General features: G+C 73.7%; 17 protein-coding genes. 9 read left to right on the top strand and 8 right to left on the bottom strand.

Annotated features, from left to right (window positions below; translation table 11 throughout):
* Nucleotides 1-40: 40 nt before the first annotated feature.
* Nucleotides 41-3,385 (top strand): S8 family serine peptidase, encoded by a 3,345-nt coding sequence (locus IE313_RS30265; protein WP_189937917.1) that lies wholly within the window; start codon nt 41-43, stop codon nt 3,383-3,385.
* Between the two features lie 253 nt (nt 3,386-3,638).
* Complete coding sequence (locus tag IE313_RS30260; RefSeq protein WP_189937882.1) at nt 3,639-4,676, top strand: aspartate-semialdehyde dehydrogenase; 1,038 nt, start codon at nt 3,639-3,641, stop codon at nt 4,674-4,676.
* 176 nt (nt 4,677-4,852) lie between these two features.
* Here the strand turns inward: IE313_RS30260 and IE313_RS30255 are convergent, their stop codons facing one another.
* The 3 genes from IE313_RS30255 to IE313_RS30245 all read right to left on the bottom strand — a co-directional run bounded on the left by IE313_RS30255 (nt 4,853) and on the right by IE313_RS30245 (nt 6,043).
* The gene (locus IE313_RS30255; protein WP_189937873.1) at nt 4,853-5,380 is read right to left on the bottom strand and encodes a DUF1203 domain-containing protein; all 528 of its coding nucleotides are present in this window, start codon (nt 5,378-5,380) and stop codon (nt 4,853-4,855) included.
* 79 nt (nt 5,381-5,459) lie between these two features.
* The gene (locus IE313_RS30250; protein ID WP_189937871.1) at nt 5,460-5,807 is read right to left on the bottom strand and encodes a type II toxin-antitoxin system PemK/MazF family toxin; all 348 of its coding nucleotides are present in this window, start codon (nt 5,805-5,807) and stop codon (nt 5,460-5,462) included.
* On the bottom strand, nt 5,804-6,043 hold the full coding sequence (locus tag IE313_RS30245) for a ribbon-helix-helix domain-containing protein (protein WP_189937869.1): 240 nt from the start codon (nt 6,041-6,043) through the stop codon (nt 5,804-5,806). The genes IE313_RS30250 and IE313_RS30245 overlap by 4 nt, the downstream gene beginning before the upstream one ends.
* A gap of 103 nt (nt 6,044-6,146) precedes the next feature.
* On the opposite strand from IE313_RS30245, the gene pepN reads away from it, so the two are divergent.
* On the top strand, nt 6,147-8,720 hold the full coding sequence (pepN, locus tag IE313_RS30240; RefSeq protein ID WP_189937867.1) for an aminopeptidase N: 2,574 nt from the start codon (nt 6,147-6,149) through the stop codon (nt 8,718-8,720).
* Nucleotides 8,721-9,058: 338 nt separating this feature from the next.
* Here pepN and IE313_RS30235 read toward each other — a convergent pair whose 3' ends face one another.
* Nucleotides 9,059-10,645: an FAD-dependent monooxygenase gene (locus IE313_RS30235; protein ID WP_189937865.1), complete on the bottom strand. Its 1,587-nt coding sequence runs from the start codon at nt 10,643-10,645 to the stop codon at nt 9,059-9,061.
* A gap of 114 nt (nt 10,646-10,759) precedes the next feature.
* On the opposite strand from IE313_RS30235, the gene IE313_RS30230 reads away from it, so the two are divergent.
* The gene (locus IE313_RS30230) at nt 10,760-11,368 is read left to right on the top strand and encodes a TetR/AcrR family transcriptional regulator (protein ID WP_189937863.1); all 609 of its coding nucleotides are present in this window, start codon (nt 10,760-10,762) and stop codon (nt 11,366-11,368) included.
* Between the two features lie 166 nt (nt 11,369-11,534).
* On the opposite strand, the gene IE313_RS30225 is transcribed toward IE313_RS30230, so the two are convergent.
* From IE313_RS30225 to IE313_RS30215, 3 genes are all read right to left on the bottom strand, one after another.
* On the bottom strand, nt 11,535-11,720 hold the full coding sequence (locus IE313_RS30225) for a hypothetical protein (protein WP_189937915.1): 186 nt from the start codon (nt 11,718-11,720) through the stop codon (nt 11,535-11,537).
* Between the two features lie 125 nt (nt 11,721-11,845).
* The gene (malQ, locus tag IE313_RS30220) at nt 11,846-13,999 is read right to left on the bottom strand and encodes a 4-alpha-glucanotransferase (RefSeq protein ID WP_189937861.1); all 2,154 of its coding nucleotides are present in this window, start codon (nt 13,997-13,999) and stop codon (nt 11,846-11,848) included.
* The gene (locus IE313_RS30215; protein ID WP_189937859.1) at nt 14,000-14,368 is read right to left on the bottom strand and encodes a hypothetical protein; all 369 of its coding nucleotides are present in this window, start codon (nt 14,366-14,368) and stop codon (nt 14,000-14,002) included.
* A gap of 350 nt (nt 14,369-14,718) precedes the next feature.
* Between IE313_RS30215 and IE313_RS30210 the strand changes: the two genes are divergently transcribed.
* Nucleotides 14,719-18,294 carry a glycoside hydrolase family 84 protein gene (locus IE313_RS30210; protein WP_229925085.1) on the top strand — a complete coding sequence of 1,192 codons (3,576 nt, stop codon included), beginning with the start codon at nt 14,719-14,721 and terminating at the stop codon, nt 18,292-18,294.
* A gap of 179 nt (nt 18,295-18,473) precedes the next feature.
* On the opposite strand, the gene IE313_RS30205 is transcribed toward IE313_RS30210, so the two are convergent.
* On the bottom strand, nt 18,474-19,010 hold the full coding sequence (locus tag IE313_RS30205) for an HNH endonuclease (RefSeq protein ID WP_189937857.1): 537 nt from the start codon (nt 19,008-19,010) through the stop codon (nt 18,474-18,476).
* A gap of 360 nt (nt 19,011-19,370) precedes the next feature.
* Here IE313_RS30205 and IE313_RS30200 point away from each other — a divergent pair, with 360 nt between their 5' ends.
* The 4 genes from IE313_RS30200 to IE313_RS30185 all read left to right on the top strand — a co-directional run bounded on the left by IE313_RS30200 (nt 19,371) and on the right by IE313_RS30185 (nt 24,149).
* Nucleotides 19,371-20,435 (top strand): mechanosensitive ion channel family protein, encoded by a 1,065-nt coding sequence (locus tag IE313_RS30200; protein WP_189937855.1) that lies wholly within the window; start codon nt 19,371-19,373, stop codon nt 20,433-20,435.
* 178 nt (nt 20,436-20,613) lie between these two features.
* Complete coding sequence (locus IE313_RS30195; RefSeq protein ID WP_189937853.1) at nt 20,614-21,828, top strand: ROK family transcriptional regulator; 1,215 nt, start codon at nt 20,614-20,616, stop codon at nt 21,826-21,828.
* A gap of 28 nt (nt 21,829-21,856) precedes the next feature.
* Nucleotides 21,857-23,191 (top strand): ABC transporter substrate-binding protein, encoded by a 1,335-nt coding sequence (locus tag IE313_RS30190; protein ID WP_373317096.1) that lies wholly within the window; start codon nt 21,857-21,859, stop codon nt 23,189-23,191.
* A 16-nt stretch (nt 23,192-23,207) separates the two neighbouring features.
* The gene (locus IE313_RS30185; protein WP_189937849.1) at nt 23,208-24,149 is read left to right on the top strand and encodes a carbohydrate ABC transporter permease; all 942 of its coding nucleotides are present in this window, start codon (nt 23,208-23,210) and stop codon (nt 24,147-24,149) included.
* Nucleotides 24,150-24,152: the final 3 nt, after the last annotated feature.

Here is a 24,152-nt window from a genome sequence, read left to right as displayed (position 1 = left end):
ACGCTCGATTCGACCCTTCACGCAGCAGGGATGCCGAATGATGAGTCATGAGTACCACCGCGCACCGGACTCCGGTGCGCGCTCCAGACGTACGGCCCGTGTGGCCCTGGCCGCGGGCCTGGTGGCCGTCCTGTCAGCGGGCGGCCCACTCCCCCGGGCCTTCTCGGCCGACACGGGCCCCGGCCCGGCCCCCGTGGTCAAGTCGGCCGGCGACAAGCTCGGTTCCGCGGACGCGGACCTGCTGGCCGACGCCAAGGCCGCGGGCCAGAAGAACGTCACGATGATGATCGCGACCGCGCCGGGCGCCACCGGCGAGGTCGCCGGCCGGCTGAAGGCCGTCAGGGGTGGCTCCGTCGGCCGGGTGTACGACAAGCTCGGCTACGTCCGCGCGACCGTGCCGACCTCCCGCGCGGACGCGGCGATCGCGTCGGCGGAGAAGCTGTCCACCGTGCACGGCATCGACCTGCGCCAGGAGATCAAGCTGGACGACCCGCGTCCGGCCGGCGCGGGCGGTGCGCGGAGCGCCGAGGGGGCCGGCGGGGCGCCGAAGGCCGGCTATCCGGCTCCCGACCGGCACACCCCCGCCAAGAACCCCTACAACCCGTCCTTCGAGACCGGTGCCGTCGACTTCGTGAAGCAGCACCCGAAGGCCGACGGCCGCGGCGTCACCATCGGCATCCTGGACTCCGGGGTCGACCTCGCCCACCCGGCGCTGCAGAAGACGACCACGGGCCAGCGGAAGATCGTCGACTGGGTGACGTCGACCGACCCGATCCTGGACGGCGACGCGACCTGGCGCCCCATGGTCAACCCGGTCGAGGGCCCCGCCTTCACCTACAACGGCACCTCCTGGACGGCACCGGCGGGCTCCTACCAGGTGAGCGTCTTCAAGGAGTCCGCATCGCTCGGCGGTGACGCGAAGGGCGACCTCAACCGGGACGGCGACACCACCGACTCCTGGGGCGTGCTCTACGACCCGGCCGCGGGCACGGTACGCGTCGACCTGGACGGCGACCACGACTTCACGGACGACACCGCCATGAAGCCGTACAAGGAGAGCCACCAGGTCGCCCACTTCGGCACGGACGACCCGGCCACGGACGTCGTCGAGCAGATCCCGTTCGTGGTGGAGATCCGCAAGGACGTCCCCATGGACCCCTACGGCGGCGACTGGGTCGGCAAGAAGGCCGACTTCGTCAACATCGGCGTCATAGAGGCGGAGCACGGCACCCACGTCGCGGGCATCACCGCGGCGAACGGCCTGTTCGGCGGGGCGATGAACGGCGCGGCACCCGGCGCGCAGATCGTCTCGTCGCGGGCCTGCACCTGGACCGGCAGTTGCACCAACGTCGCGCTCACCGAGGGCATGATCGACCTGGTGGCCAACCGCGGCGTCGACGTCGTCAACATGTCCATAGGCGGCCTGCCCGCGCTCAACGACGCCAACAACGCCCGCGCCGAGCTGTACACCCGCCTCATCGACACCTACGGCGTGCAGCTCGTGATATCCGCCGGGAACGACGGCCCCGGCGTCAACACGATCGGCGACCCGGGCCTTGCCGACAAGGTCGTCTCGGTGGGCGCCGCCGTCTCCAAGGAGACGTGGGCGGCCGACTACGGCTCGCAGGTGAAGACGCCGTACGCGATGATGCCGTTCTCGTCGGCGGGGCCGCGTGAGGACGGCGGTTTCGCACCGACGATCTCCGCGCCCGGCGCCGCGGTCAACTCCACCCAGACCTGGCTGCCGGGCGCCCCGGTCGCCGAGGCCGGCTACCGCCTGCCGGCCGGCTACTCGATGCTCCAGGGCACCTCGATGGCCTCGCCGCAGGCCGCGGGCGGTGTCGCGCTGCTGCTGTCGGCGGCGAAGAAGGAGCACATCACGCTCAGCCCGGCGACGCTGCGCACCGCGCTGACGTCCACCGCGAAGCACATCGAGGGCGTCCAGGCCTACCGCGAGGGCGCGGGGCTGCTCGACGTCGTGGGCGCCTGGAAGGCCATCGAGCGGGGCGCGCGTACGCACACCCAGGACACCCACTCCTTCACGGTGAAGGCGCCCGTCGACACGGTGCTCTCCGGCTCCCTGGCGACCCCGGACTCCGGCGTCGGCGTCTACGACCGCGAGGGCGGGCTCAGGACCGGCCAGAAGAAGACCTACGCCGTGACGCTCACCCGTACGTCGGGTCCGGCCGGCGGCATCCGCCACCAGTTGCGCCTGAGGAACGACGACGGCACGTTCCGCGTCCTGGGCGGGGACAGCGTCGTACTGCCGCTGCACAAGGCGGTGACCGTCCGCGTGGAGGCGCACCCGCGCTCCTCGGGCGTACACAGCGCGATCCTGGCGGTGGACGACACCCGCACCGAGGGCGTCGACCAGCAGATCCTGGCCACCGTGGTGGTGTCGAAGCCGCTCGCGGGCCCTGCCTACACCGCCACGGAGTCCGGCTCGGTGCAGCGCAACAGCACCCGGTCGTACTTCCTGACGGTGCCCGAGGGCGCCGAGAACCTCCAGATATCGCTGGGCGGCCTGGCGAAGGACAGCCAGACCAGGTTCATAGCGATCCACCCGTACGGGGTGCCCTCCGACGACACCTCCACCCCGAGCTGCTACCCGAACTACGACAACCCGGACAACGTATGCCGTCCGGACCTGCGCTCGTACGCGGACCCGCAGCCCGGGGTCTGGGAGGTCGAGGTGGAGGCGCGCCGCACGTCGCCGCTGCTGGACAACCCGTACCGGCTCGACGTCGCGGTGCTGGGCGTGACCTTCGACCCGGCCGTGCAGACGGTCCCGGAGGCCGAGGCCGGCACTGCGGCCAAGGTGTCCTGGAAGGCCACGAACGGCTTCGCCGCCGTCGACGGCACCCTGGCGGGCGGTGCGCTCGGCTCGGCGGAGACGGCCCGTCCCTCGATCGGTGAGGGCGAGACCCGGACCACCGAGGTCGTGGTCCCCGAGGGCGCCGAGAGCCTCGACGCGGCCATCGGCGGCGTCTCGGACGCGTCGGCCGACCTCGACCTCACGGTCTACGACGCGGACGGCAACGTCGTCGCGCAGTCCGCGGACGGCGACTCCGAGGAGGCGGTGAGCATCTCGAACCCGGATCCGGGGACCTACACCGTCGAGGTCGTGGGCTACTCGGTGCCGTCCGGCTCGACGGCGTACGACTACCGCGACGTCTTCTACTCGACCTCCCTCGGCCAGGTCTCGGTCGACCCGTCGCAGCACGTGAAGCTGGCCAACGGCGCGTCGGCGGAGATCTCCGCGGAGGTCGTGGCCAAGGCGCCGGCCGCCGAGGGGCGGCAGCTCTTCGGTGAGCTCCAGATGCTGAACGAGCGCGGCATGGTCGCCGGTACGGCGAGCGTGACGATCGGGAAGGTCACGCAGTGACGCGGCCACCGGGGCACTCGGTGCCCTGGGCATGACGGACGGGGCGGGCGCCGGTGGGCGCCCGCCCTGATCCGTTCGCCGGGGGCCCGGCCGGGTCCGGACGGGGGACGTGGCGCTGGTCACGTTTCCCACCTGGCGGACAAACGATTGGACAGGGTGGCCACGGACATACGCATCATGGATTGCCGGACACGGTTCGCATGACCGCCAGGGCGGGCGGCCGGACCATGACAGCGAGCTAAGGAGAGTCCCCGTGAGGGTCGGAATCGTCGGAGCCACCGGTCAGGTGGGCACGGTCATGCGCAGGATCCTCGCCGAGCGGGACTTCCCGGTGAAGGAGCTGCGCCTGTTCGCCTCGGCACGCTCCGCCGGTTCCACGCTCGACTGGAAGGGCACCGCGGTGACGGTGGAGGACGCCGCCACCGCCGACTACACCGGTCTGGACATCGTCCTCTTCTCGGCGGGCGGCGCGACCTCGAAGGCGCTGGCGGAGAAGGTCGCGGGCCAGGGCGCCGTGGTGATCGACAACTCCTCCGCCTGGCGCCGCGACCCCGACGTCCCGCTGGTCGTGTCCGAGGTGAACCCGCAGGCGGCGGCCCACCGCCCCAAGGGGATCATCGCCAACCCGAACTGCACCACGATGGCCGCCATGCCGGTGCTGAAGCCGCTGCACGCCGAGGCGGGCCTGGAGGCGCTGGTGGTCGCGACCTACCAGGCGGTGTCCGGATCCGGGCTCAAGGGCGTCGCGGAGCTGCACGGGCAGACCCAGAAGGTGGTCCCCGAGGCGGACAAGCTGACGCACGACGGCACGGCGGTCGACTTCCCCGAGCCGAGCGTCTACAAGCGCCCCATCGCCTTCAACGTGCTGCCCTTCGCCGGCTCGCTCGTCGACGACGGCCTCGGCGAGACGGACGAGGAGCAGAAGCTCCGCCACGAGTCCCGCAAGATCCTCCAGGTCCCCGCGCTCAAGGTGTCCGGCACCTGTGTACGGGTCCCGGTCTTCTCCGGGCACTCCCTCCAGATAAACGCCCGCTTCGCCCGCCCGCTGAGCGTCGAGCGCGCCCGTGAGCTGCTGGCCGCCGCTCCCGGCGTGGAGCTCTCCGACATTCCCACCCCGCTCCAGGCCGCCGGCAGGGACCCCTCGTACGTGGGCCGGATCCGTGCCGACGAGACGGTGGACAACGGCCTGTCCCTCTTCGTGTCCAGCGACAACCTCCGCAAGGGGGCCGCGCTGAACGCCGTGCAGGTCGCGGAACTGGTGGCGCGGGAGCTGACGGCCGCGGCCGCCTGACCCGGCCGCGGGACCCGGGTAAGGGGCGCCGCCCTGTGCGGCCGCCCCTTACCCGAGGCCGCGCCTGCCCGTGCTGCCCCACCTGCCCGTGGCGCCCCGCTCACCCGGGCACCCCTTGCCCGCGGTGGCCGCTTACTGTCGGTGCCCCGCGCGCGTGCACCCGCGTCGGGCGTGTGTCAGGGCCTGCGCACCTCGAAGTGCAGGCAGCCGTACTCGACGGCGCGGACGTGCACCAGGGCCACGTCCGGGTCGGCGAACGCCTCCGCGAAGGCCGCGTCGAAGCCGGCGACGGCGTCCTCGGGGATCTCCAGCAGCCGGCCTCCCGCGATGCGTCCCCGGGAGTCGTAGCGGCGCACGGTGCGCAGCGCACCCGTCCTGGCGAAGGGGTAGCCGTCCGGGTCGGCGGCGGGGCCCGCGCAGGGCCGGGCGTGGATGAAGACGGGGCCCTGCTCGTCGTAGGCCCCCGGCCGGGCGCCGGTGTCCGCCGCCCACCGCCGCAGCGGTGCGTACGACACGAGGGCGATGCGCTCACCGGGCCGGATCGCCCGCAGGCAGCAGCGCAGCGGACTGCCGGCGTCGGGATCGGCCGCGGTGTACGGGACGCAGGGGCGGCCGGCGTCGTCGGTGCGGCGCAGCTCGGCCAGTGCGGCCGGCTCGATGGGGCGGGCGGTGTGGGCGAGGCGGGATGCGGTGTGCGTGGTCATGCACCGAGCATCCGCCCGGACGCCCTCGCGCACCGGCGGATTACGGACATGGCGCCGGGCCCGCACCCGCGCCCGTGCCTCAGAGGGCGAGCTGCCTGCGCAGCGCCCCGTCGATCTCGGCCAGGGCCTTGGGCGGAACGGCCCCGACCAGATGGCGGAACCTGCTGAAGTCCAGGGCGCGGATCTGCTCGCACTGGGCCTTGGAATCCCGTTCCAGCCCGCAGTTCCCCGCGTCGAGCAGCACCTGGAACGGCAGGATCCGCGCGGTGTTCGAGGTGACGGGGACCACCGCGAGGACGCCCCGGCCCCCTCGGGCGGCCGCCCGGTTGGCCGCGTCGTTGGTGACGAGCACGGCAGGGGACAGTGTGCCGGTCTCGCGGCCCCGGGCGGGTTCGAGGTCCACGAGCCAGATGTCACCGCGCCTCACCGATCGGTCCGGTCCTCGTCCGCGAAGCCGTCCTGCACGGTCCCGCCCCAGGGTTCGGCCTCCCCGCTCGCGTACCACTCGTCCCAGGCGGCCAGGTACTGGTCCTCCAGGGATGCGTCGCGAAGCATCCGGATGGCGGTGTGGATCACGGCGGACCTGGAGCCGGCGTCGTTCTTCTCGCCGTACTCGTCCACGAAGGAAACGTCTTCCTCCGGCAGGCTCACACTGATCTTCATACTTGTGATCCTACCGATGGTAGGACCCCTGATGCCACTCCGCGGCGACAGCCCGACGTGGAAGGATGGCCGCAAAGGCTCTGACCCACGAGGAGATGACCGAGTGCCTGGCACCAATCTGACCCGAGACGAGGCCCAGCAGCGGGCGAAGCTGCTCACCGTTCACTCGTACGAGATCGACCTCGATCTCTCCGGCGCGCAGGATGGGGGCACCTACCGGTCGCGGACCACGGTCCGCTTCGACTCCGCCGAGGCGGGTGCCGAGACGTTCATCGACCTGGTGGCGCCCGCGGTCCGGGAGATCGTGCTGAACGGCGGGGCGCTCGACCCCGAGACCGCCTTCGCCGACTCGCGCATCACGCTGCCCGGCCTGCGGGCGGGCGCGAACGAACTGACGGTCGTCGCCGACTGCGCGTACACGAACACCGGAGAGGGCCTGCACCGGTTCGTCGACCCGGTGGACCAGCAGGCGTACCTGTACACGCAGTTCGAGGTGCCGGACGCGCGCCGGGTCTTCGCCAGCTTCGAGCAGCCGGACCTCAAGGCGACCTTCCAGTTCACCGTCAAGGCGCCGGCCGGCTGGACGGTCGTCTCCAACTCCCCGGCGCCCGAGCCGGTGGACGGCGTGTGGGCCTTCGAGCCCACGCCGCGCATCTCCTCCTACATCACGGCCCTGATCGCGGGCCCCTACCACGCGGTGCACAGCGTCTACGAGAAGGACGGGCAGCGGGTGCCGCTCGGCATCTACTGCCGTCCGTCGCTCGCCGAGTACCTCGACGCGGACGCGATCTTCGAGGTGACCCGGGTGGCGTTCGACTTCTTCCAGGAGAAGTTCGACTACCCGTACCCGTTCCTGAAGTACGACCAGTTGTTCGTGCCGGAGTTCAACGCCGGCGCGATGGAGAACGCCGGCGCGGTCACCATCCGGGACCAGTACGTCTTCCGCTCGAAGGTGACGGACGCGGCCTACGAGATGCGCGCCACGACGATCGTGCACGAGCTGGCCCACATGTGGTTCGGCGACCTGGTCACCATGGAGTGGTGGAACGACCTCTGGCTGAACGAGTCGTTCGCCACCTTCGCCGAGGCCTCCTGCCTGGCGGACGCGCCCGGCTCGCGCTGGCCGCAGTCCTGGACGACGTTCGCGAACTCCATGAAGACCTGGGCCTACCGGCAGGACCAGTTGCCGTCCACCCACCCGATCATGGCCGAGATCAACGACCTCGACGACGTCCTGGTGAACTTCGACGGCATCACCTACGCCAAGGGCGCGAGCGTCCTCAAGCAGTTGGTGGCCTATGTCGGCCAGGACGAGTTCTTCCGCGGCGTGCAGACGTACTTCAAGCGGCACGCGTTCGGCAACACCCGGCTGAGCGACCTGCTCACCGCCCTGGAGGAGACCTCGGGGCGGGACCTGAAGACCTGGTCGAAGCTGTGGCTGGAGACGGCGGGCATCAACATCCTGCGGCCCGAGTTCGAGACCGACGACGCGGGCGTCTTCACCTCCTTCGCGGTCCGCCAGGAGGCGCCCGCGCTGCCGTCCGGCGCCAAGGGCGAGGCGACGCTGCGCCCGCACCGCATCGCGATCGGCCTCTACGACCTCGCGGACGACGACGAGGGCACCCGCAGGCTGGTGCGCGCAGAGCGCCTGGAACTCGACGTCGACGGCGAGCTGACCGGGGTGCCCGAGCTGCTGGGCAGGCCGAGGCCCGCGGTGGTCCTGCTCAACGACGACGACCTCTCCTACGCCAAGGTCCGGCTCGACGAGGCGTCCCTCAGGACCGTCGTCGAGCACCTGGGCGACTTCGAGTCCGGCCTCGCACGGGCCCTGTGCTGGGCGGCGGCGTGGGACATGACCCGCGACGCGGAGCTGCCCACCCGCGCCTATCTGGACCTGGTGCTGTCCGGCATCGGCAAGGAGTCGGACATCGGCGTCGTCCAGTCGCTGCACCGCCAGGTGAAGCTGGCACTCGACCTGTACGCGAACCCGTCGTGGCGCGAGGCGGGGCTGACCCGCTGGACCGAGGCGACCCTCGCGCACCTGCGGGCCGCCGAGGCGGGCAGCGACCACCAACTGGCCTGGGCGCGTGCCTTCGCGGCGACGGCACGCGGACCCGAGCAGCTCGACCTGCTCGAAGCGCTGCTCGAAGGTACCCAGACCATCGAGGGCCTGGCCGTCGACACCGAGCTGCGCTGGGCGTTCGTGCAGCGGCTCGCGGCGGTGGGACGGTACGACGAGGCGGAGATCTCCGCGGAGTACGAGCGCGACAGGACGGCGGCCGGCGAGCGGCACGCCGCGACGGCGCGAGCGGCACGGCCCACCGCCGAGGCGAAGGCAGAGGCGTGGGAGGCGGTGGTGGAGTCCGACAAGCTGCCGAACGCGCTCCAGGAGGCGGTGATCGGCGGGTTCGTCCAGACCGACCAGCAGGAGCTGCTGGCGCCGTACACGGAGAAGTACTTCGCCGTGGTGAAGGACGCCTGGGACAGCCGTTCCCACGAGATGGCGCAGCAGATCGCGCACGGCCTGTACCCGGCGGTTCAGGTCGAGGAGGCGACGCTGGCGGCCACGGACGAGTGGCTGGCGTCCGCGTCGCCGAGCGCCGCCCTGCGGCGCGTGGTCCTCGAATCACGCGCCGGCGTGGAGCGGGCGCTGCGGGCGCAGGCGGCCGACGTCTGAGAAACCGCCTGAGAACCGCCTGAGTGACGGGGCACCCCTTCCCGGGGCGCCCCGAGGGGCGCGGGGAAACTGCGCGAGCAGCCGCTGCGCACCCGCGGTGGCCACCGGATGAGGCGTCAGGGCCTTAGCCGGCGGCCACCGGCAGACGGGAGACGGGCGCGCCACCGGCAGGCCAAGCGCGTCACCGGCGGACGGGACACGCGCGCACCACCGGCAGGCGGGAAAGACGGGCGTCACCGGCGGACAGGACGCGAACATCGCCCGCGGTGGCATCCGAGCGCGCGCCCGCGCACCGCCCTCCGCACCGCCTCGCACCGGGGCCGCCACGCGAACGGCGGTCAGCGGCCGGCGTGCGAGGCCGGCCCGGTACCGCACGGCGCCCCCGCGTGCCGGGCCAGCGCGGCGGACAGTGCCGCGCGGTCGGGCGACTCGGCCGCCCACGCCGCGTACCCGTCGGGCCGGACCAGCACCGTGGTGCGGCGGCCGCTCGCCCAGTGGGCCGCAACGACCCGTCCGGTGTGGTCGCCGACATCCGTTCCGGCAGGGCCGATCAGGACGAAACGGCCGCCGCGCAGCGCCTCGTGCAGCCGTCCGCCATCGGCCAGCGGCACGTCCGGCACCCGCTTGCCGGTGAGCGGGTGGCTGCCGCGCGGCGCCCGGTAGGCGTATCCGGTCCCGGTGATCCGGCCGACGAGTCCGGCGCGGGCCGGCCGGGCCGCTCCCAGGAGGGCGGTGGCCGCGGCGCGTGCGGCGCGCGTCCAGGGCCGGTCGGCCATGGCCAGCCGGATCAGACCCCCGCTGCTGCGCAGCACGGACCGGCCCACCGGGTGCCGCTCGGCCTGGTAGCTGTCCAGGAGCGACTCCTCCGCCCGGCCGCTGAGCACGGCCGCCAGTTTCCAGCCGAGGTTGGCGGCGTCCTGCAGCCCCGTGTTCATGCCCTGTCCGCCGGCCGGAGTGTGCACGTGCGCGGCGTCCCCGGCGAGCAGCACCCGGCCCACCCGGTAGGCGGGGACCTGGCGTTCGTCGCTGTGGAAGCGTGACATCCAGCGCGCGTCGTGCATGCCGAAGTCCTGGCCGAGGGCGAGCCGGGTGATCTCCCTGACCTCGTCGAGGTCGAGGGGCGCGCTGTCGGGCACGTCGCGTGCGCGGTGCCAGCCCATGACGCGGTGGTACCCGTCTCCGAAGGGCACGAGGAACGCGAAGGCGCCGCCCACGGCACCGACGGTCAGCACGGACCCGGGCGGCCGGGTGAGCCGGACGTCCGCGAGCACCATCGAGCGGATCACCGACCGGCCCGGAAAGGGCAGTCCGACGGCCTGCCGCACGGCGCTGCGCAGCCCGTCCGCGCCCGCCGCGTACGCGGCGCGCAACGTGTCCTGCCGCCCGCCGGGGCCGCGCACCCGGAGGGTGACGCCGTCCTCGTCCTGGTCGAGCCCGGTCACCTCGCTCTCGTACGCGAAGCGCGCTCCGGCCGCGGCCGCGCGCCGCCGCAGCGCCTCCTCCACCTCGTACTGCGGCAGCACCAGCAGGAAGTTGAAGCGTGACGGGAGGGTGTCGAGCCTGAGGGTCAGGCGGTCGAACAGGCGCAGGGTGTCAAGCGCCCGCCCCCTCGCCACCAGTTCGTCGGCGAGGCTCGGGGCCCGCGGGGCGGCCGGGGGCGGGGCGCCGTCGCCGGGCCCGGCGGCGGCCGGCCTCGTGTCGAGCTGCTCCAGGGTGCGGGCGTGCAGCACGAACGCGCGCGAGAGGTTGCTGATGCCCGGCGCGCGCTTCTCGACGAGGGTGACGGGCACCCCGGCCTCGGCGAGGTCCCCGGCGAGCAGCAGCCCCGTGGGGCCGGCGCCGACCACGACCACGGAGCGCTCCGGTGCGCCGTGGTCGGCAGGGGGCGGGACGGACCCGTCCTCGGTGCCGGTCGTGCCGTCCATCGCAGCCTCCTGATGTCGACGACAGCGCGGTCAACACATGTTGGCCAACGTACGTTGACCAACGTAGGACCGCACTCATGGGGTGTCAACACCCGTTGGCCTACAGTTGTTGGCATGGCCCAGAACGAACCGTCCGCACGCCCGCGCCGCTCGGACGCGACCCGTACCGCCATCCTCGCGGCGGCCCGTGAGCGCTTCGCCTCCGACGGCTACGAGCGCGCCACGATCCGGTCGATCGCGAAGGACGCCGGCATCGACCCGTCGATGGTGATGCGGTACTACCGCAACAAGGAGGGGCTGTTCGCCGCCGCCGTCGAGTTCGACCTGCGGCTTCCCGACCTCTCCGCCGTCCCGCGGGACGGCGTCGGCCGGGCGCTGGTACGGCACTTCCTGAGCGTCTGGGAGGAGGCCGAGGTGCTGAAGGCACTGCTGAGGGTGGGGGTCACCAACGCGGCGGGCGCCGAGCGCACCCAGGAGATCTTCAAGGAGCAGCTACTCCCGGTGGCGCGGACGGTCTGTCCCGACCCGGCCGAGGCACCGGAGCGTGCCGCGCTCGTCGCCTCGCAGATCCTGGGCATGGCGCTCACCCGGTACGTGCTGTGCTTCCCGCCCGCGGTCGCGATGAGCCGCGACGACCTCGTGCACTGGCTGGCGCCGACGGTGCAGCGGTACCTCACGGAGGAGGCCGGGGCGCCGGTCGCGCCCGCTCCCGGGAATGGCTGAGCGGGCCCGCGCGGACGCCTCCGTGCGCCCCGCTCGGCGGCGGACGCGAGGGCGCCCGGGAGGCAGGAGGGGCGGCAGGGTGTCCTCGCGCGCCGAGGGCGCCGCCTTCGCTGGTGCGCGGGCGGCGCCCTCGGACGGCGGACGCGGGAGGGGCGGGAGCGGGCGGTCAGCCCTGCTTCTGCCCCTTGCGGGGCCTGCTGCCCAGGGACACCAGACCGGCGATGATCAGGAAGATCGCGAGCGGCGTGAAGACGTAGAGGCCCAGGGTCTCGGCCACCGAGAGGCCGTGGCCCGGGTCGTCGCCGTCGTCGCGGGTCAGCGCGAGCGCGGGGGACGTGAGGAGCAGGGTCATCAGCGTCGTGGCGGCGGCGAGGGAGCCGGCGCGCAGCGCGTACGGGGCCCGCCGGGCCTGCTGGGCGTTTGTCTTCTCCACGCTGCCCAAAGTAGCGAACGCCTTCCGGCGCCGCGCGCCCGGGGTCACCGTTCCCCGCGCACGACCTTCAGCAGGGCGTGCAGCCGCCGCGATCCGGTGAGCTCCTCCAGGGTGACGGGGCGGCCATCGGCGTCGGCCACCGGCAGCCGCCAGTTCGGGTACTCGCGCCAGGTGCCGGGCAGGTTCTGCGGACGGCGGTCGCCGACCATGTCGGGCAGCCAGACGCCGATCATGCGGGCCGGGGTGCGCAGCAGATACCGGTGGACCGCACGGATCCGCTCCTCGTCGCCCGCGAACTGGAAGTCCTCCGCCGACCCGGCCTCGTCGTGGGCCGCCGTCGCCACCCCGCCGGACGTGCCGTCCTCCAGCAGCCCGAGCCGGCCCAGCAGTTCCAGCCACTCCGCCGTCTCCTCGGCGGCCGCGGCCTGCTCCTCGGCGAGCGGACGGGTCAGCAGGCCCAGGCCGTGCCGCAGGTCGACGTGCTCGCCGGTGAGCCGGGCCGAGGTGGGCGGCAGGTCGTGGGTGGTGGCGGCGGCCAGGCAGTCGGTGCGCCACCGCTCGGGCGGCAGCGGCTGCCCGTCCCCTTCCCAGTCCCGTTCGAACCAGAGCACGGACGTGCCGAGCACCCCGTGCCCGCGCAGCGTCTCCCGCACTCCGGGCGCCACGGTGCCCAGGTCCTCGCCGATCACCACGGCGCCCGTACGGTGCGCCTCCAGCGCCAGCACGGCGAGCATCGCCTCGGCGTCGTAATGGACGTAGGTGCCTTCGGTGGGCGCCTGCCCCTCGGGCACCCACCAGAGCCGGAAGAGCCCCATCACATGGTCGATGCGCAGCCCCCCGGCGTGCCGGAGCAGGCAGCGCAGGAGCGTCCGGTACGGGGCGTAGCCCGCGGCGGCGAGCCGGTCGGGACGCCACGGCGGCAGGCCCCAGTCCTGGCCACGGGAGTTGAACGCGTCCGGCGGGGCGCCGACCGACATGCCGGGCGCCAGGAACTGCTGCTGCGCCCAGGCGTCGGAGCCGTTCGGATGGACGCCGATCGCCAGGTCGTGCACCACGCCCACCGGCATGCCCGCCCCGTGCGCCGCGCGCTGGGCCGCTTCGAGCTGGCCGTCCGCGAGCCAGGCGAGGCGGCTGTGGAAGTCGACGCCGTCCAGCAGCTCCACGCGCGCGCGTGCGGTCTCCGCGGAGCGGGGGTCGCGCAGCCCCTCGGGCCAGCCGCGCCAGTCGGGACCGTGGGCGTCGGCGAGGGCGCACCAGGTGGCGTGGTCCTCCAGGCCCTGGCCCGCGGTGGCCAGGAAGGCGTTGTAGGCGGCACGCCGGCCGGGGGCGAGGGGGACACGGGCCACCAGCAGTTCCAGGGCGCGGCGCTTGAGCGCCCACACCGCGTCGCGGTCGATCAGGGCGCCGTCGTGCAGCACGGCAGCGCGCAGGGCCGCGGCGCGCTCCAGGAGGTCGGCGGCCTCGGCGCGGTCCTCGGCGCACAGGTAGGCGTACTCGGGGACGTCCTCGATGCGCAGGTGGACGGGGTCCGTGAAGTACCGGGTGGAGGGGCGGTACGGAGAGGGGTCGGTGGGCACGCCGGGCACCGCCGCGTGCAGCGGGTTGATCTGCACGAACCCGCTGCCCATCACCTGACCCGCCCAGGCCGCGACCTCGGCGAGGTCCCCCAGGTCGCCCATGCCCCAGGAGCGCTCGGAAAGCAGCGAGTAGAGCTGGAGGAGCAGGCCGTGCACCCGTTCGACGGAGAGGTCGGGCATGTGCTCGGGCGCGACGACGAGGTGCACGCGTGCGCTGCGGCCGTCCGGCGCGGTCGCGGTGAGCACGTGCGCGCCCCGGGGCAGCGAGGGCGGGGCGGGGCCGGAGGGCGCGCCCTGTGCGGCCGGTGCGGAAGGCGTCGTCCACGCGTGCGTGCCGCCCTGTTCCGTCTCGACGTGCAGCCGGGTCCCCTCCGGCAGGCCCTGGAGGGCCCGCGGCGCACGGCCCTGCCACCAGACGACCGTCTCGGGCAGCAGCCGTTCGGCCAGTTCCGTCTCGCGCTCGGCGAGCGCGCGTGCCGCCGCCTCCGGGGTGCCGGCGTCCACGTCCAGGGCGGCCAGTGCCGCGACCACCGCGGCGTCCGCCACGTGGACGGTACGGCCCGGGGACGGGGAGTACGAGGTGGCGACGCCGTACAGCTCGGCGAGCCGGGACAGGGACATCTACTCCACCGAGGGGTCCGTGCCCGCGGCCGTGCCGGTGGCGGTGGGCTCACTGGTGAGCGGGGCGGCGTCGGCGAGCGGTGGCTCGCTGGTGAGCGGGGCGGCGTCGGCCATCGGCGGCTCGCTGGTCAGTGGGGGTTCGCTCTCCGCGCTCTCCGCGCTGAAGGCCCCGGAGTCGTCCGGCGCGGGGCCCGGCTCCGGCACGGCGGCCAGCAGCGGGCCCCGGACGCCGATGACGGCCGGGGCCTCGGGCGTGTACCGGGGGACCGGACGGTACGTGCCGTCCGCAGCGGGTGCCGCGTCCGGGCGGTCCGTACCGTCCGGGCGTTTGGAGAGGGTCGAGCGCAGAAGGTTCGCCGTTGCGGCCACCGGGGGCCTCCTTGTCAGGGGCGGCAGGTCTGGTCAGGGCAGCCCCTACCCAGCGGGCTCGACCACAGACGTCCTACGCCTCTCAACGTGTTCTTGGTCACATTCTGGACCAGAGGAGGTGCCCGATCCAGGAGGCGGCGTCGCCGCGGCGTGCACGCGCCGTCACGCGCCGTGCTGTGACGTGGAGTGGCCCCCTCCCGTTGACACTCCGGACGGACGGGTGGTGGGCTCGGTGCCGTTCGCTGCGGGGCTCTCGGTGGGCAACGGCGGGCGACCCGCACGGCCCTGCCGCAGACGCCGGGGACCCCGGCAACACCGGCAACACCGCAGAATCGGCCGATCGAGGGAGAGTGACGGTGCGACTGGGGCGCGGCAAGAGCGCGGCAGCGCTCGCGGTGGCAGTGATCGCCGGAGCGCTCGGGGGCGGGCCCGGCCCCCAGGCGGCCGCCCTGGGGCGGACAGCCGCCGCGCAGGACGTGGCAGCCGCCGGCTCCGAGGACGTGGCAGCCGGTGCGCAGGACGTGGCGGCGGGCGCGGGCGCCGAGGGTCCGGAAGGCGGCACGGGCGGGCCGGGAGGCGGTACGGGCGAGGGCACCGGCCCGGGCGAGGCCCGGGCGGGCCAGGACGCCACGGGCGAGGGCACCACCACCCGCACCGCCGTCCCGAGCGACGCCGCAGGCACCGGCACCGGCACCGGCACCGGCACCGAGCCAGGCACCACCGCCCCTCCCCCGCAACCGCCGCGCCCCGGCCGCCGCACGGCCGCCCCCGCCCCGCCCGCCGTATGGCCGCGCCCGCAGTCGATCCGCGCCGTCCGCACCTCCGCCGTCCCCGTGGGCGACGAGGCCGTCCTCGTCACGGACCACCGGGACCGGCCCGATCCGTACGCCCTCGACGCCCTGCGCGCGCTGTTACGCGGGGCGGGGGCACGGCGGATCACCGAGGTGCGCGACGACGCGCCGCTGCCCGCTGGCGGCGCCCTCGTCGTCCGGGTGGGCGCCGACACCGCCGACCTTCCTGGCTCCGCCTCCGCCCGCGCCGCCCACCGCCGCGTGCCGACGCTCGCCGCCGCCCTTCGATCGCTGCACGCGCCCGCCCGCGGCGCTCTGCCCCCGGGCGGCTACCGGCTCGCCGTGGGCCGCCTGGAGGGCCGGGACACGGTGGCGCTCGCGGGCGCGGGCCCCGACGGCGTCTTCCACGGCGTGCAGACGCTGCGCGGGCTGGTGACCGGACACCGGATCGCGCCCGCGGTGGTGCGCGACTGGCCCGGCACGCGCGTGCGGGGGGTCACCGAGGGCTTCTACGGCACACCGTGGACGCGCGAGCAGCGCCTGGCCCAGCTCGACTTCATGGGGCGCACCAAGCAGAACCGCTATCTGTACGCGTCCGGCGACGACCCCTACCGGCAGGCCCGCTGGCGCGAGCCCTACCCCGGGGACCAGCGAGCCGGTTTCCGCGCGCTCGCCGACCGCGCCCGCCGCAACCACGTCACGCTGGCCTGGGCGGTGGCACCCGGGCAGGCCATGTGCATGTCCTCCGACGACGACGTGCGGGCGCTGGACCGGAAGATCGACGCGATGTGGGCACTGGGGGTGCGCGCGTTCCAGTTGCAGTTCCAGGACGTCAGCTACACGGAGTGGCACTGCTCCCGGGACGCGGACGCCTTCGGCTCGGGCCCCGAGGCGGCGGCGCGGGCGCAGGCGCGGGTCGCGAACGCGGTCGCGCGGCACCTCGCGGAGCGCCATCCGGGTGCCGCGGCCCTCTCCGTCATGCCGACCGAGTACTACCAGGCCGGTTCCACGCCGTACCGCGGCGCGCTCGCCCGGCACCTGGACGACGCGGTGGAGGTCGCCTGGACCGGAGTGGGCGTGGTGCCCAGAACCATCACGGGCCGGGAACTCGCCGCCACCCGCGACGCGTTCGGCCACCCGCTCGTCACCATGGACAACTACCCGGTCAACGACTACGCCCCGGACCGCGTCCTCCTCGGCCCCTACTCGGGGCGCGAACCCGCGGTGGCCGCCGGCTCCGCCGCACTCCTGTCCACCGCCATGCAGCAACCGGCCGCCTCCCGCATCCCGCTCTTCACCGCCGCGGACTTCGCCTGGAACCCGCGCGGCTACCGGCCCGCGGAATCCTGGCAGGCCGCGATCGCCGCGGCCGCCGCCGAGACGGCGCCCGGTGCCGCAGCCCCGCGCGAGCGTGTGACGGCCGTACGGGCACTGGCGGCCAACGACGCCTCCTCGGTCCTCGGCGGGCAGGAGTCGGCGTATCTGCGCCCGCTGATCGACGCGTTCTGGACGGCCCGCGGGACGGACCCGACCGGCACGACCGGCACCACGGGCACACCGAGCGCGGCGGGGGCGGGGACCGCGGCCCCCGGCGAGTCGCGCGGCCCCGCAGGGGTGCGCGGCCCCGCAGAAGCGGACGACCCCGCGGGCACGCACGGCTCCCGAGGCGCGGCGAGCGCCGGGGCGGGGGCGCAGGAGGGCGGTGGCGCGCCCGCCGGCGGCGCGGGAGCGGGCCCCACGGACCCGGCGGACCCCACGGACCCGGCGGACCCGGCGGACCCGGCGGACCCGGCGGACCCGGCGGACCCGGCGGACCCCGCGGCGGCGGCCGACCGGCTCAGGGCCGCCTTCCAAGTCCTGCGCGGCGTTCCGCGGCAGTTGTCCGGCACGGCGCTCGGTGACGAGGTGCGCCCCTGGTCGGAGCGGCTCGCGCGGTACGGCGCTGCCGGGCAGAGCGCCCTCGACATGCTGGCCGCCCAGGACCGCGGCGACGGCCCGGCGGCCTGGCGCGCGGCACGGGCGCTGCGGCACCTGCGCGACGAGCCGCACGGGCGCAGGGCGACCGTCGGCGAGGGAGTGCTCGACCCGTTCCTGGACCGGGCCCGGAAGGCGTACGACACCTGGGTGGGCCCGGACGGCCTCGACCGGGACCGCGCCGATCGCGGGGCCGGCCCTGACGCCCTGACCGTCCGCTTCGCGCACCCGCGCCCCCTCGGCACCGTGACGGTCCTGGCCGAGCCCGGTACCGCGGGACGGGTGGAGGCGCACGTCCCGGGCGGGGGCTGGCAGCGCCTCGGCACGCTCGCCGGGAGCGGCTGGACGGAGGCGGGCGTCGAGGGGCACCTCGGCGGGCACGCGCGCGTGGACGCGGTCCGGGTGGCCGGCGCGCCCGTGTCCGCGGTGCGCCGGGTGGTCCCCTGGTGCACCGACGGCCCCGCCGCCCGCTTCACCCTGGCCAGGTCGGAGGCGGACGCCGCCATCGGCGGGGCCCCGGTGCACCTCACGGTGCACCTGGCGTCGCTGCGCCCCGGCGCCGTGCGGGGACGGCTGTCCGTGCGGACCCCGGAGGGCTTCTCGGTGCGTGTGCCCGGGCGGTCGGCGGTGCCGCGCGGCACCGGGGTCGGTGTCCCCGTGGAGTTGTCCGTGCGGCCCGGTACGCGCCCGGGCACGTACCGGATCCCGCTGAGCTTCGCCGGTGAGACCCGGATGGTGACGGTGCGCGCCTTCCCCCGCACCTCGGGGCCCGACCTGGCGCGCGGTGCGCGGGCGGCGTCCTCGGGCGACGAGACCCCGCGCTTCCCCGCGTCGGCGGCCCTGGACGGCGAGGCGGGCACCCGCTGGTCGTCACCGGCCGACGACGGCGCCTGGTGGCAGATGCGGCTGGCACGGCCGGCCAGGCTGGGCGCGCTGGTGCTGTACTGGCAGGACGCGTACGCGGCGGCGTACCGCGTCCAGGTGTCCGCCGACGGCAGGGCCTGGCGCACCGCCGCGCTCGTGCGCGACGGTGTCGGCGGCCGGGAGGTGGTCCGCATGGACGCCCGTGGCGTCCGCTACGTGCGCGTACAGGGCGAGCGGCGGGCCACCCGCTTCGGCTACTCGCTCTGGTCGGTCCGGGCGTACGCCGTCGCCGGGTGAGCCGGGGTGGCACGGGTCGCCCACACGCCGGCGCGCCGATCGCACACCGGCGCCCGCATACCGGCACCCAGGCGCCGGCGCGTGCCACCCGCGCACGGCAGGTGCCGCCCCCGCGGGCGGCACCCAGGCGTCCGTCCTCGGTCGCGTCCCGGTCCCGAGGACGACGAAGGCCCGGATCCTCAGGCGGATATACCGTCGATCCGGGCCATCGCGTCGTCCGCGCCGTACGGCTGCAAGTAGGGCAGCCAGCGCGGGTCCCTATGCCCGGTGCCGATGATGCGCCAGGCCAGGCCGGTGGGAGGCGCGGGCTTGTGGCGCAGCCGCCAGCCGAGCTCCATCAGATGGCGGTCGGCCTTGACGTGGTTGCAGCGGCGGCAGGACGCCACCACATTGTCCCAGACGTGCTTGCCCCCGCGACTGCGCGGGATGACGTGGTCGACGCTGGTTGCGACGCCACCGCAGTACATGCAGCGGCCGCCGTCTCGGGCGAACAGGGCACGGCGGGTCAGCGGAACGGGCCCCCGGTAGGGGACCCGCACGAACCTCTTCAGCCGCACCACGCTGGGCGCGGGAAGGCTGACGGTGGCGCTGTGCATGAAGGCGCCGGATTCCTCGAGAGAGACTGCCTTGTTCTCAAGGACGAGGACGAGCGCGCGGCGGAGCGGTACGACGCCGAGGGGCTCGTACGACGCGTTGAGGACCAGGACATGCGGCACGGATGCCTCCTTGTACGCCGGCGGCGCGTGGCTCGCGCCGGGACGATCTGCTTCAGTCTCCCCTCATGCCTGGTCGAAGCGCCAGCATGAACCGGTAACGGGCTGGAAGTGTTTTCCACCACACGTCCTTCATCCCCAGGTGAACACGGTCTCTCCCTCGAACATCACGACGATGCACACACAATGCCCCGTTAGTGTGGTTGGCCTGTCCGTACGGCGCGGACCACGGTGAGCACGGCGCGGGCGCGCCTGCGCTGTTCACGGCGCTGCCCGGCCCCGTCGAGCCCGCGGGGCGGGGCTCACCGCGGTTCCGCGCCCCGCGGGCCGTCGTACGCATGTCCGTCCACGGAGGTACCCGCTGTGTTCCTGTCCGTCCTGCCGGTTCAGGCTCCTCCGAGCCCGGCTCCCGAGCCTCACCCGCTCCAGGACGCTCACAAGAGGGCCACACTCGCGGCGAGCTGGTTCGAGCAGAACTGGTCCACCTGGCTCGGCGTCGGCCTGCGGATCCTGCTGATCATCGTGATCGCCGTGGTCCTGCGCACGATCATCAGGCGCACCATCACCCGGCTCATCGACCGGATGAACCGCACGGCGCAGGCAGTGGACGGCACCGCGCTCGGCGGGCTGCTGGTCAATGCGGAGCGACGCAGACAGCGCTCCCAGGCGATCGGTTCCGTGCTCCGCTCCGTGGCGTCCTTCCTGGTGCTCGGCACCGCCGCGCTGATGATCCTCTCCGCCTTCAAGATCAACCTGGCGCCGCTGCTGGCGTCGGCGGGTGTGGCGGGTGTGGCGATCGGCTTCGGCGCCCGCAACCTGGTCACCGACTTCCTCTCCGGCGTCTTCATGATCCTGGAGGACCAGTACGGCGTCGGGGACACCATCGACGCGGGCGTCGCCTCGGGCGAGGTCATCGAGGTGGGCCTGCGGGTCACGAAGCTGCGCGGCGACAACGGCGCCATCTGGTACGTGCGCAACGGCGAGATCAAACGGATCGGCAACCTCAGCCAGGGCTGGTCCACCGCGCACGTGGACGTCACCGTCCGCCCGGAGGAGGACCTGGACGAGGTCCGCTCGACGCTGGTCGAGGTGGGCCGTTCGCTGGCCGCCGACGAGCCGTGGAACGAGCGCCTGTGGGGCCCCGTGGAGGTGCTGGGCCTGGACAGCGTGCTGCTCGACTCGATGGTGGTGCACGTGTCGGCCAAGACCATGCCCGGGCAGTCCGTGACCATCGAGCGCGAGCTGCGCTGGCGCATCAAGCGCGCCTTCGACCGGGCCGGCATTCCGATCATCGGCCAGGCGCCGGCCCAGCCGGACGAGGAGCCCGCACCGGACCCCGCGGCGAGCGTGTCGGCCCCCTCCGCCCACGCCTCGGCCGCCGCGGAACCGCTCAATCCCACCCCGGTACGGCCCCAGGGCCCCAAGTAGCCCCTGGCAGCCCCCGGCCCCGCGCCCCCGGCCCCGGCCCCGCGCCCCCGAGGTAACGACTTGGTTGCCCCGGGGGCGTCCGCTCTTGACGGCCCGTTCCGGGCGCCCCTACGTTGATCACGCCAATAGGAAACTTTCCTAACAGTGCTCCGGCAGGGCGAAGGACTGGTGTCGTCTGATGGCAGGTTCCGCGGGGACCCCCGGCACCCCGAGCGTGCTGCGCGCCATGAACGACCGCGCCGCCCTGGACCTGCTGCTCGCCCACGGCCCGCTGTCCCGTACCAGGATCGGCAATCTGACCGGCCTGTCCAAGCCGACCGCCTCCCAACTGCTGGCCCGCCTGGAGGCCGCGGGCCTGGTCCTGGCCACCGGCACCAGCGAGGGCCGGCCGGGCCCCAACGCCCAGCTCTACGCCGTCAACCCGGCCGCCGCCCACGCCGCGGGACTCGACGTGACCCCCGACCGCATCCTCGCCGCGGTCGCCGACATCACCGGCACCACGGTGGGCCGCCACGAACTGCGCACCAGGCAGCGGCACCCCGGCGCCTCCGTCGTCCAGCAGGTCACCGAGGCCGTCGACAGGGCCGCCGGGGCCGCCGGGCTCACCCGCGGCGACCTGCACCGGGTGGTCATCGGCACACCGGGCGCCTTCGACCCGAACACCGGCCGCCTGCGGTACGCCTCGCACCTGCCCGGCTGGCACTCCCCCGCACTGCTGGACGAGCTGGCCGCCGCCCTCCCGATCCCCCTGGAGTACGAGAACGACGTCAACCTCGCCGCACTCGCCGAGCAGCGGCTCGGCGCGGCCCGCGGCCACGACGACTTCGTGCTGCTGTGGAACGAGGAGGGCCTGGGTGCCGCGCTCGTCATCGGCGGCCGGCTGCACCGCGGCTGGCGCGGCGGCGCCGGCGAGGTCGGCTTCCTGCCGGTGCCCGGCGCACCGCTCGTCCGGCAGGTGACCCGGGCCAACAGCGGCGGCTACCAGGAGCTGGCCGGCTCCCAGGCGGTGCCCGGGCTGGCCCGCGAGCTGGGCGTCAGCCCGGTGCCGCAGGGCCCGTACGCGGAGGTGGCCGCCGCGACCGTCGCGGAGGCCGCGGCCCGGCAGGAGGGTCCCTGGCTGAGGCTGCTGGAGACCTATGCGACCCGTCTCGCCACCGGTCTCGCCTCGCTGGTGTCCGTGCTCGACCCCGAACTCGTCGTGCTCAGCGGCGCACTGTTCACCGCCGGCGGCGAACCGCTGCGGGCCCTGGTGCAGGCCGAGCTCGACGATCTGGCCGCCTCCCGGCCCCGGCTCGTCGTGGGCGAGGTGACGGAGCACCCGGTGCTGCGCGGCGCCCTGGAGAGCGCGCTCGCCACCACCCGTGACGAGGTCTTCGACACCGGCCGCCGCTGACCCGCCCCCTCATCCCTGGGAGATGCCCATGTCCGTAAGCCGTAGGAAGGCCGCCGCGGCGCTCGCCGTCGCCTCCACCGCCCTGTTCGCCGCGGCGTGTACCGGGCAGTCGGGCTCCGGTGCCACGGACGACGCCTCCGAGGAGACCACCATCACGTTCTGGCACGGCTGGAGCGCACCGAACGAGGTGAAGGCGGTGGACGCGGACGTGCGGGCCTTCGAGAAGGCCCACCCCAACATCCATGTGAAGGTCGTCGGCAACATCAACGACGACAAGGTCAACCAGGCGCTGCGGGCGGGCGGCGCGGACGCGCCGGACGTGGTCTCCTCCTTCACCACCAACAACGTCGGCAAGTTCTGCTCCTCCGGTGCCTTCGTCGACCTGGAGCCGTTCTTTCAGAAGTCGGGCATCGACCCGCTGAAGACGTTCCCGAAGCCGATGGCCGACTACACCCAGTACGACGGCGTGCGCTGCGCGGCCCCGCTGCTCGGCGACGCCTACGGCCTGTACTACAACAAGGACGCGTTCGAGGCGGCCGGCATCAAGGCGCCGCCGAGGACCTGGTCGGAGTTCGAGGCCGACGCGAAGAAGCTGACGAGGCCCGAGGGCGACTCGTACGCACAGCTCGGCTTCATGCCGACCTACCACGGCTACGAATCGACGACCGAGCACTACTTCGCGCAGTGGTCGCCGACGTACTTCGCCGAGGACGGCACCTCGTCCGTGGCCGAGGACCCGGCCCTCGCCAAGGGCTTCGCGTTCCAGAAGAAGCTCGTCGACGATCTGGGCGGTTACCGGAAGCTGGAGAAGTACCGGTCCACCTTCGGCGACGAGTGGGGCGCCAAGCACCCCTTCCAGACCGGGCAGGTCGCCATGCAGCTCGACGGGGAGTGGCGGCTCGGCATGGCCGAGGCCGCCCATCCGCACTTCCGGATCGGCGTCGCGCCGCTGCCGGTGCCCGACGACCAGCGCGAGCAGTACGGCAAGGGCTACATCACCGGCACCATCGCCGGGATAGCCGCCACCAGCAAGAAGCAGAACGCCGCCTGGGAGTTCGTGAAGTTCCTGACCACCGACACCGACGCGGTGGTGGACTTCGCCAACGCCATCCACAACGTGCCCTCCACGCTGGCCGCCCTGAAGTCCGGCAGGCTGTCGTACGATCCGCGCTTCAAGACCTTCCTGGACATCGCCCAGAACCCGCACAGCACCACCACCCCGGCCTCCCCGAACGGCGGCCAGTACCTCACCTCGATCCAGAACCTCGGCTTCTCCTACGAGAAGGGCGCCACCACCGATCTCAAGGCGGGCCTGGAGAAGACCGCCAAGGAGATCGACACGGACATCGCCCAGCAGAAGTGACGGCCGGGAGCCCGCGATGAGCACCAACACCCTGCGCGCGAAGCGCCGCCGCTCCGGCTTGCGCACGATGGCCTTCCTGTCGCCGTGGCTGATAGGTTTCTCGGTCTTCTTCGCCTATCCGCTTCTCTCGACTGTCTACTTCTCGCTGATGAAGTACGACGGGTTCAAACCGCCCGTGTGGAACTCGTTCGCCAACTGGTCGTACGTGTTCGACGCCTACCCGCTGTTCTGGCCTGCGCTGTGGAACACCCTCTGGCTGGTGCTGGTCATGGTCGCCTGCCGGGTGGTCTTCGGCCTCGGCATCGGTCTGCTGATCACCAGGATCAAGACGGCCACGGGCGTCTTCCGCACCCTCTTCTACCTGCCGTACCTGGCGCCTCCGGTGGCCGCCACCATGGCCTTCGCGTTCCTGCTCAACCCCGGGACGGGTCCCGTCGACTCGCTCCTCGAACGCGCAGGACTGCCCGCACCCGGATGGTTCGACGACCCGTCGTGGTCCAAGCCCGCGCTCACCATGCTGGCGCTGTGGGGCGTGGGCGACCTGATGGTCATCTTCATGGCCGCGCTGCTCGACGTTCCCAGGGAGCAGTACGAGGCGGCCGAGTTGGACGGCTCCTCGGCCTGGCAGCGGTTCCGCTACGTCACGCTGCCGAACATCTCGCCGATCGTGGTGTTCGCCGTGGTCACCGGCGTCATCCAGACGATGCAGTACTACACACAGCCCCTGGTGGCCGGAAAGGTCGCCTCGGGCGTCATCGGGGGCTCCGGGCAGCAGTTCGAGCCCGGCTATCCCGACAAGTCGACCCTGACCCTGCCGCAACTGGTGTACAACCTCGGGTTCCAGCGCTTCGACTACGGCTCCGCGTGCGTCATCGCACTGGTGCTGTTCGCGCTGGCCATGGCGTTCACCGCACTGCTGATGCGGCGCAGGGGCGGGCTGATCGGGACGGGTGAGTGAAGC

It is taken from the genome of Streptomyces sulfonofaciens (genome assembly GCF_014656295.1).
Taxonomy (GTDB): domain Bacteria; phylum Actinomycetota; class Actinomycetes; order Streptomycetales; family Streptomycetaceae; genus Streptomyces; species Streptomyces sulfonofaciens.
Note: the sequence above shows the minus strand (reverse complement) of the source record. Positions and strands in the feature narration are given on the sequence as shown.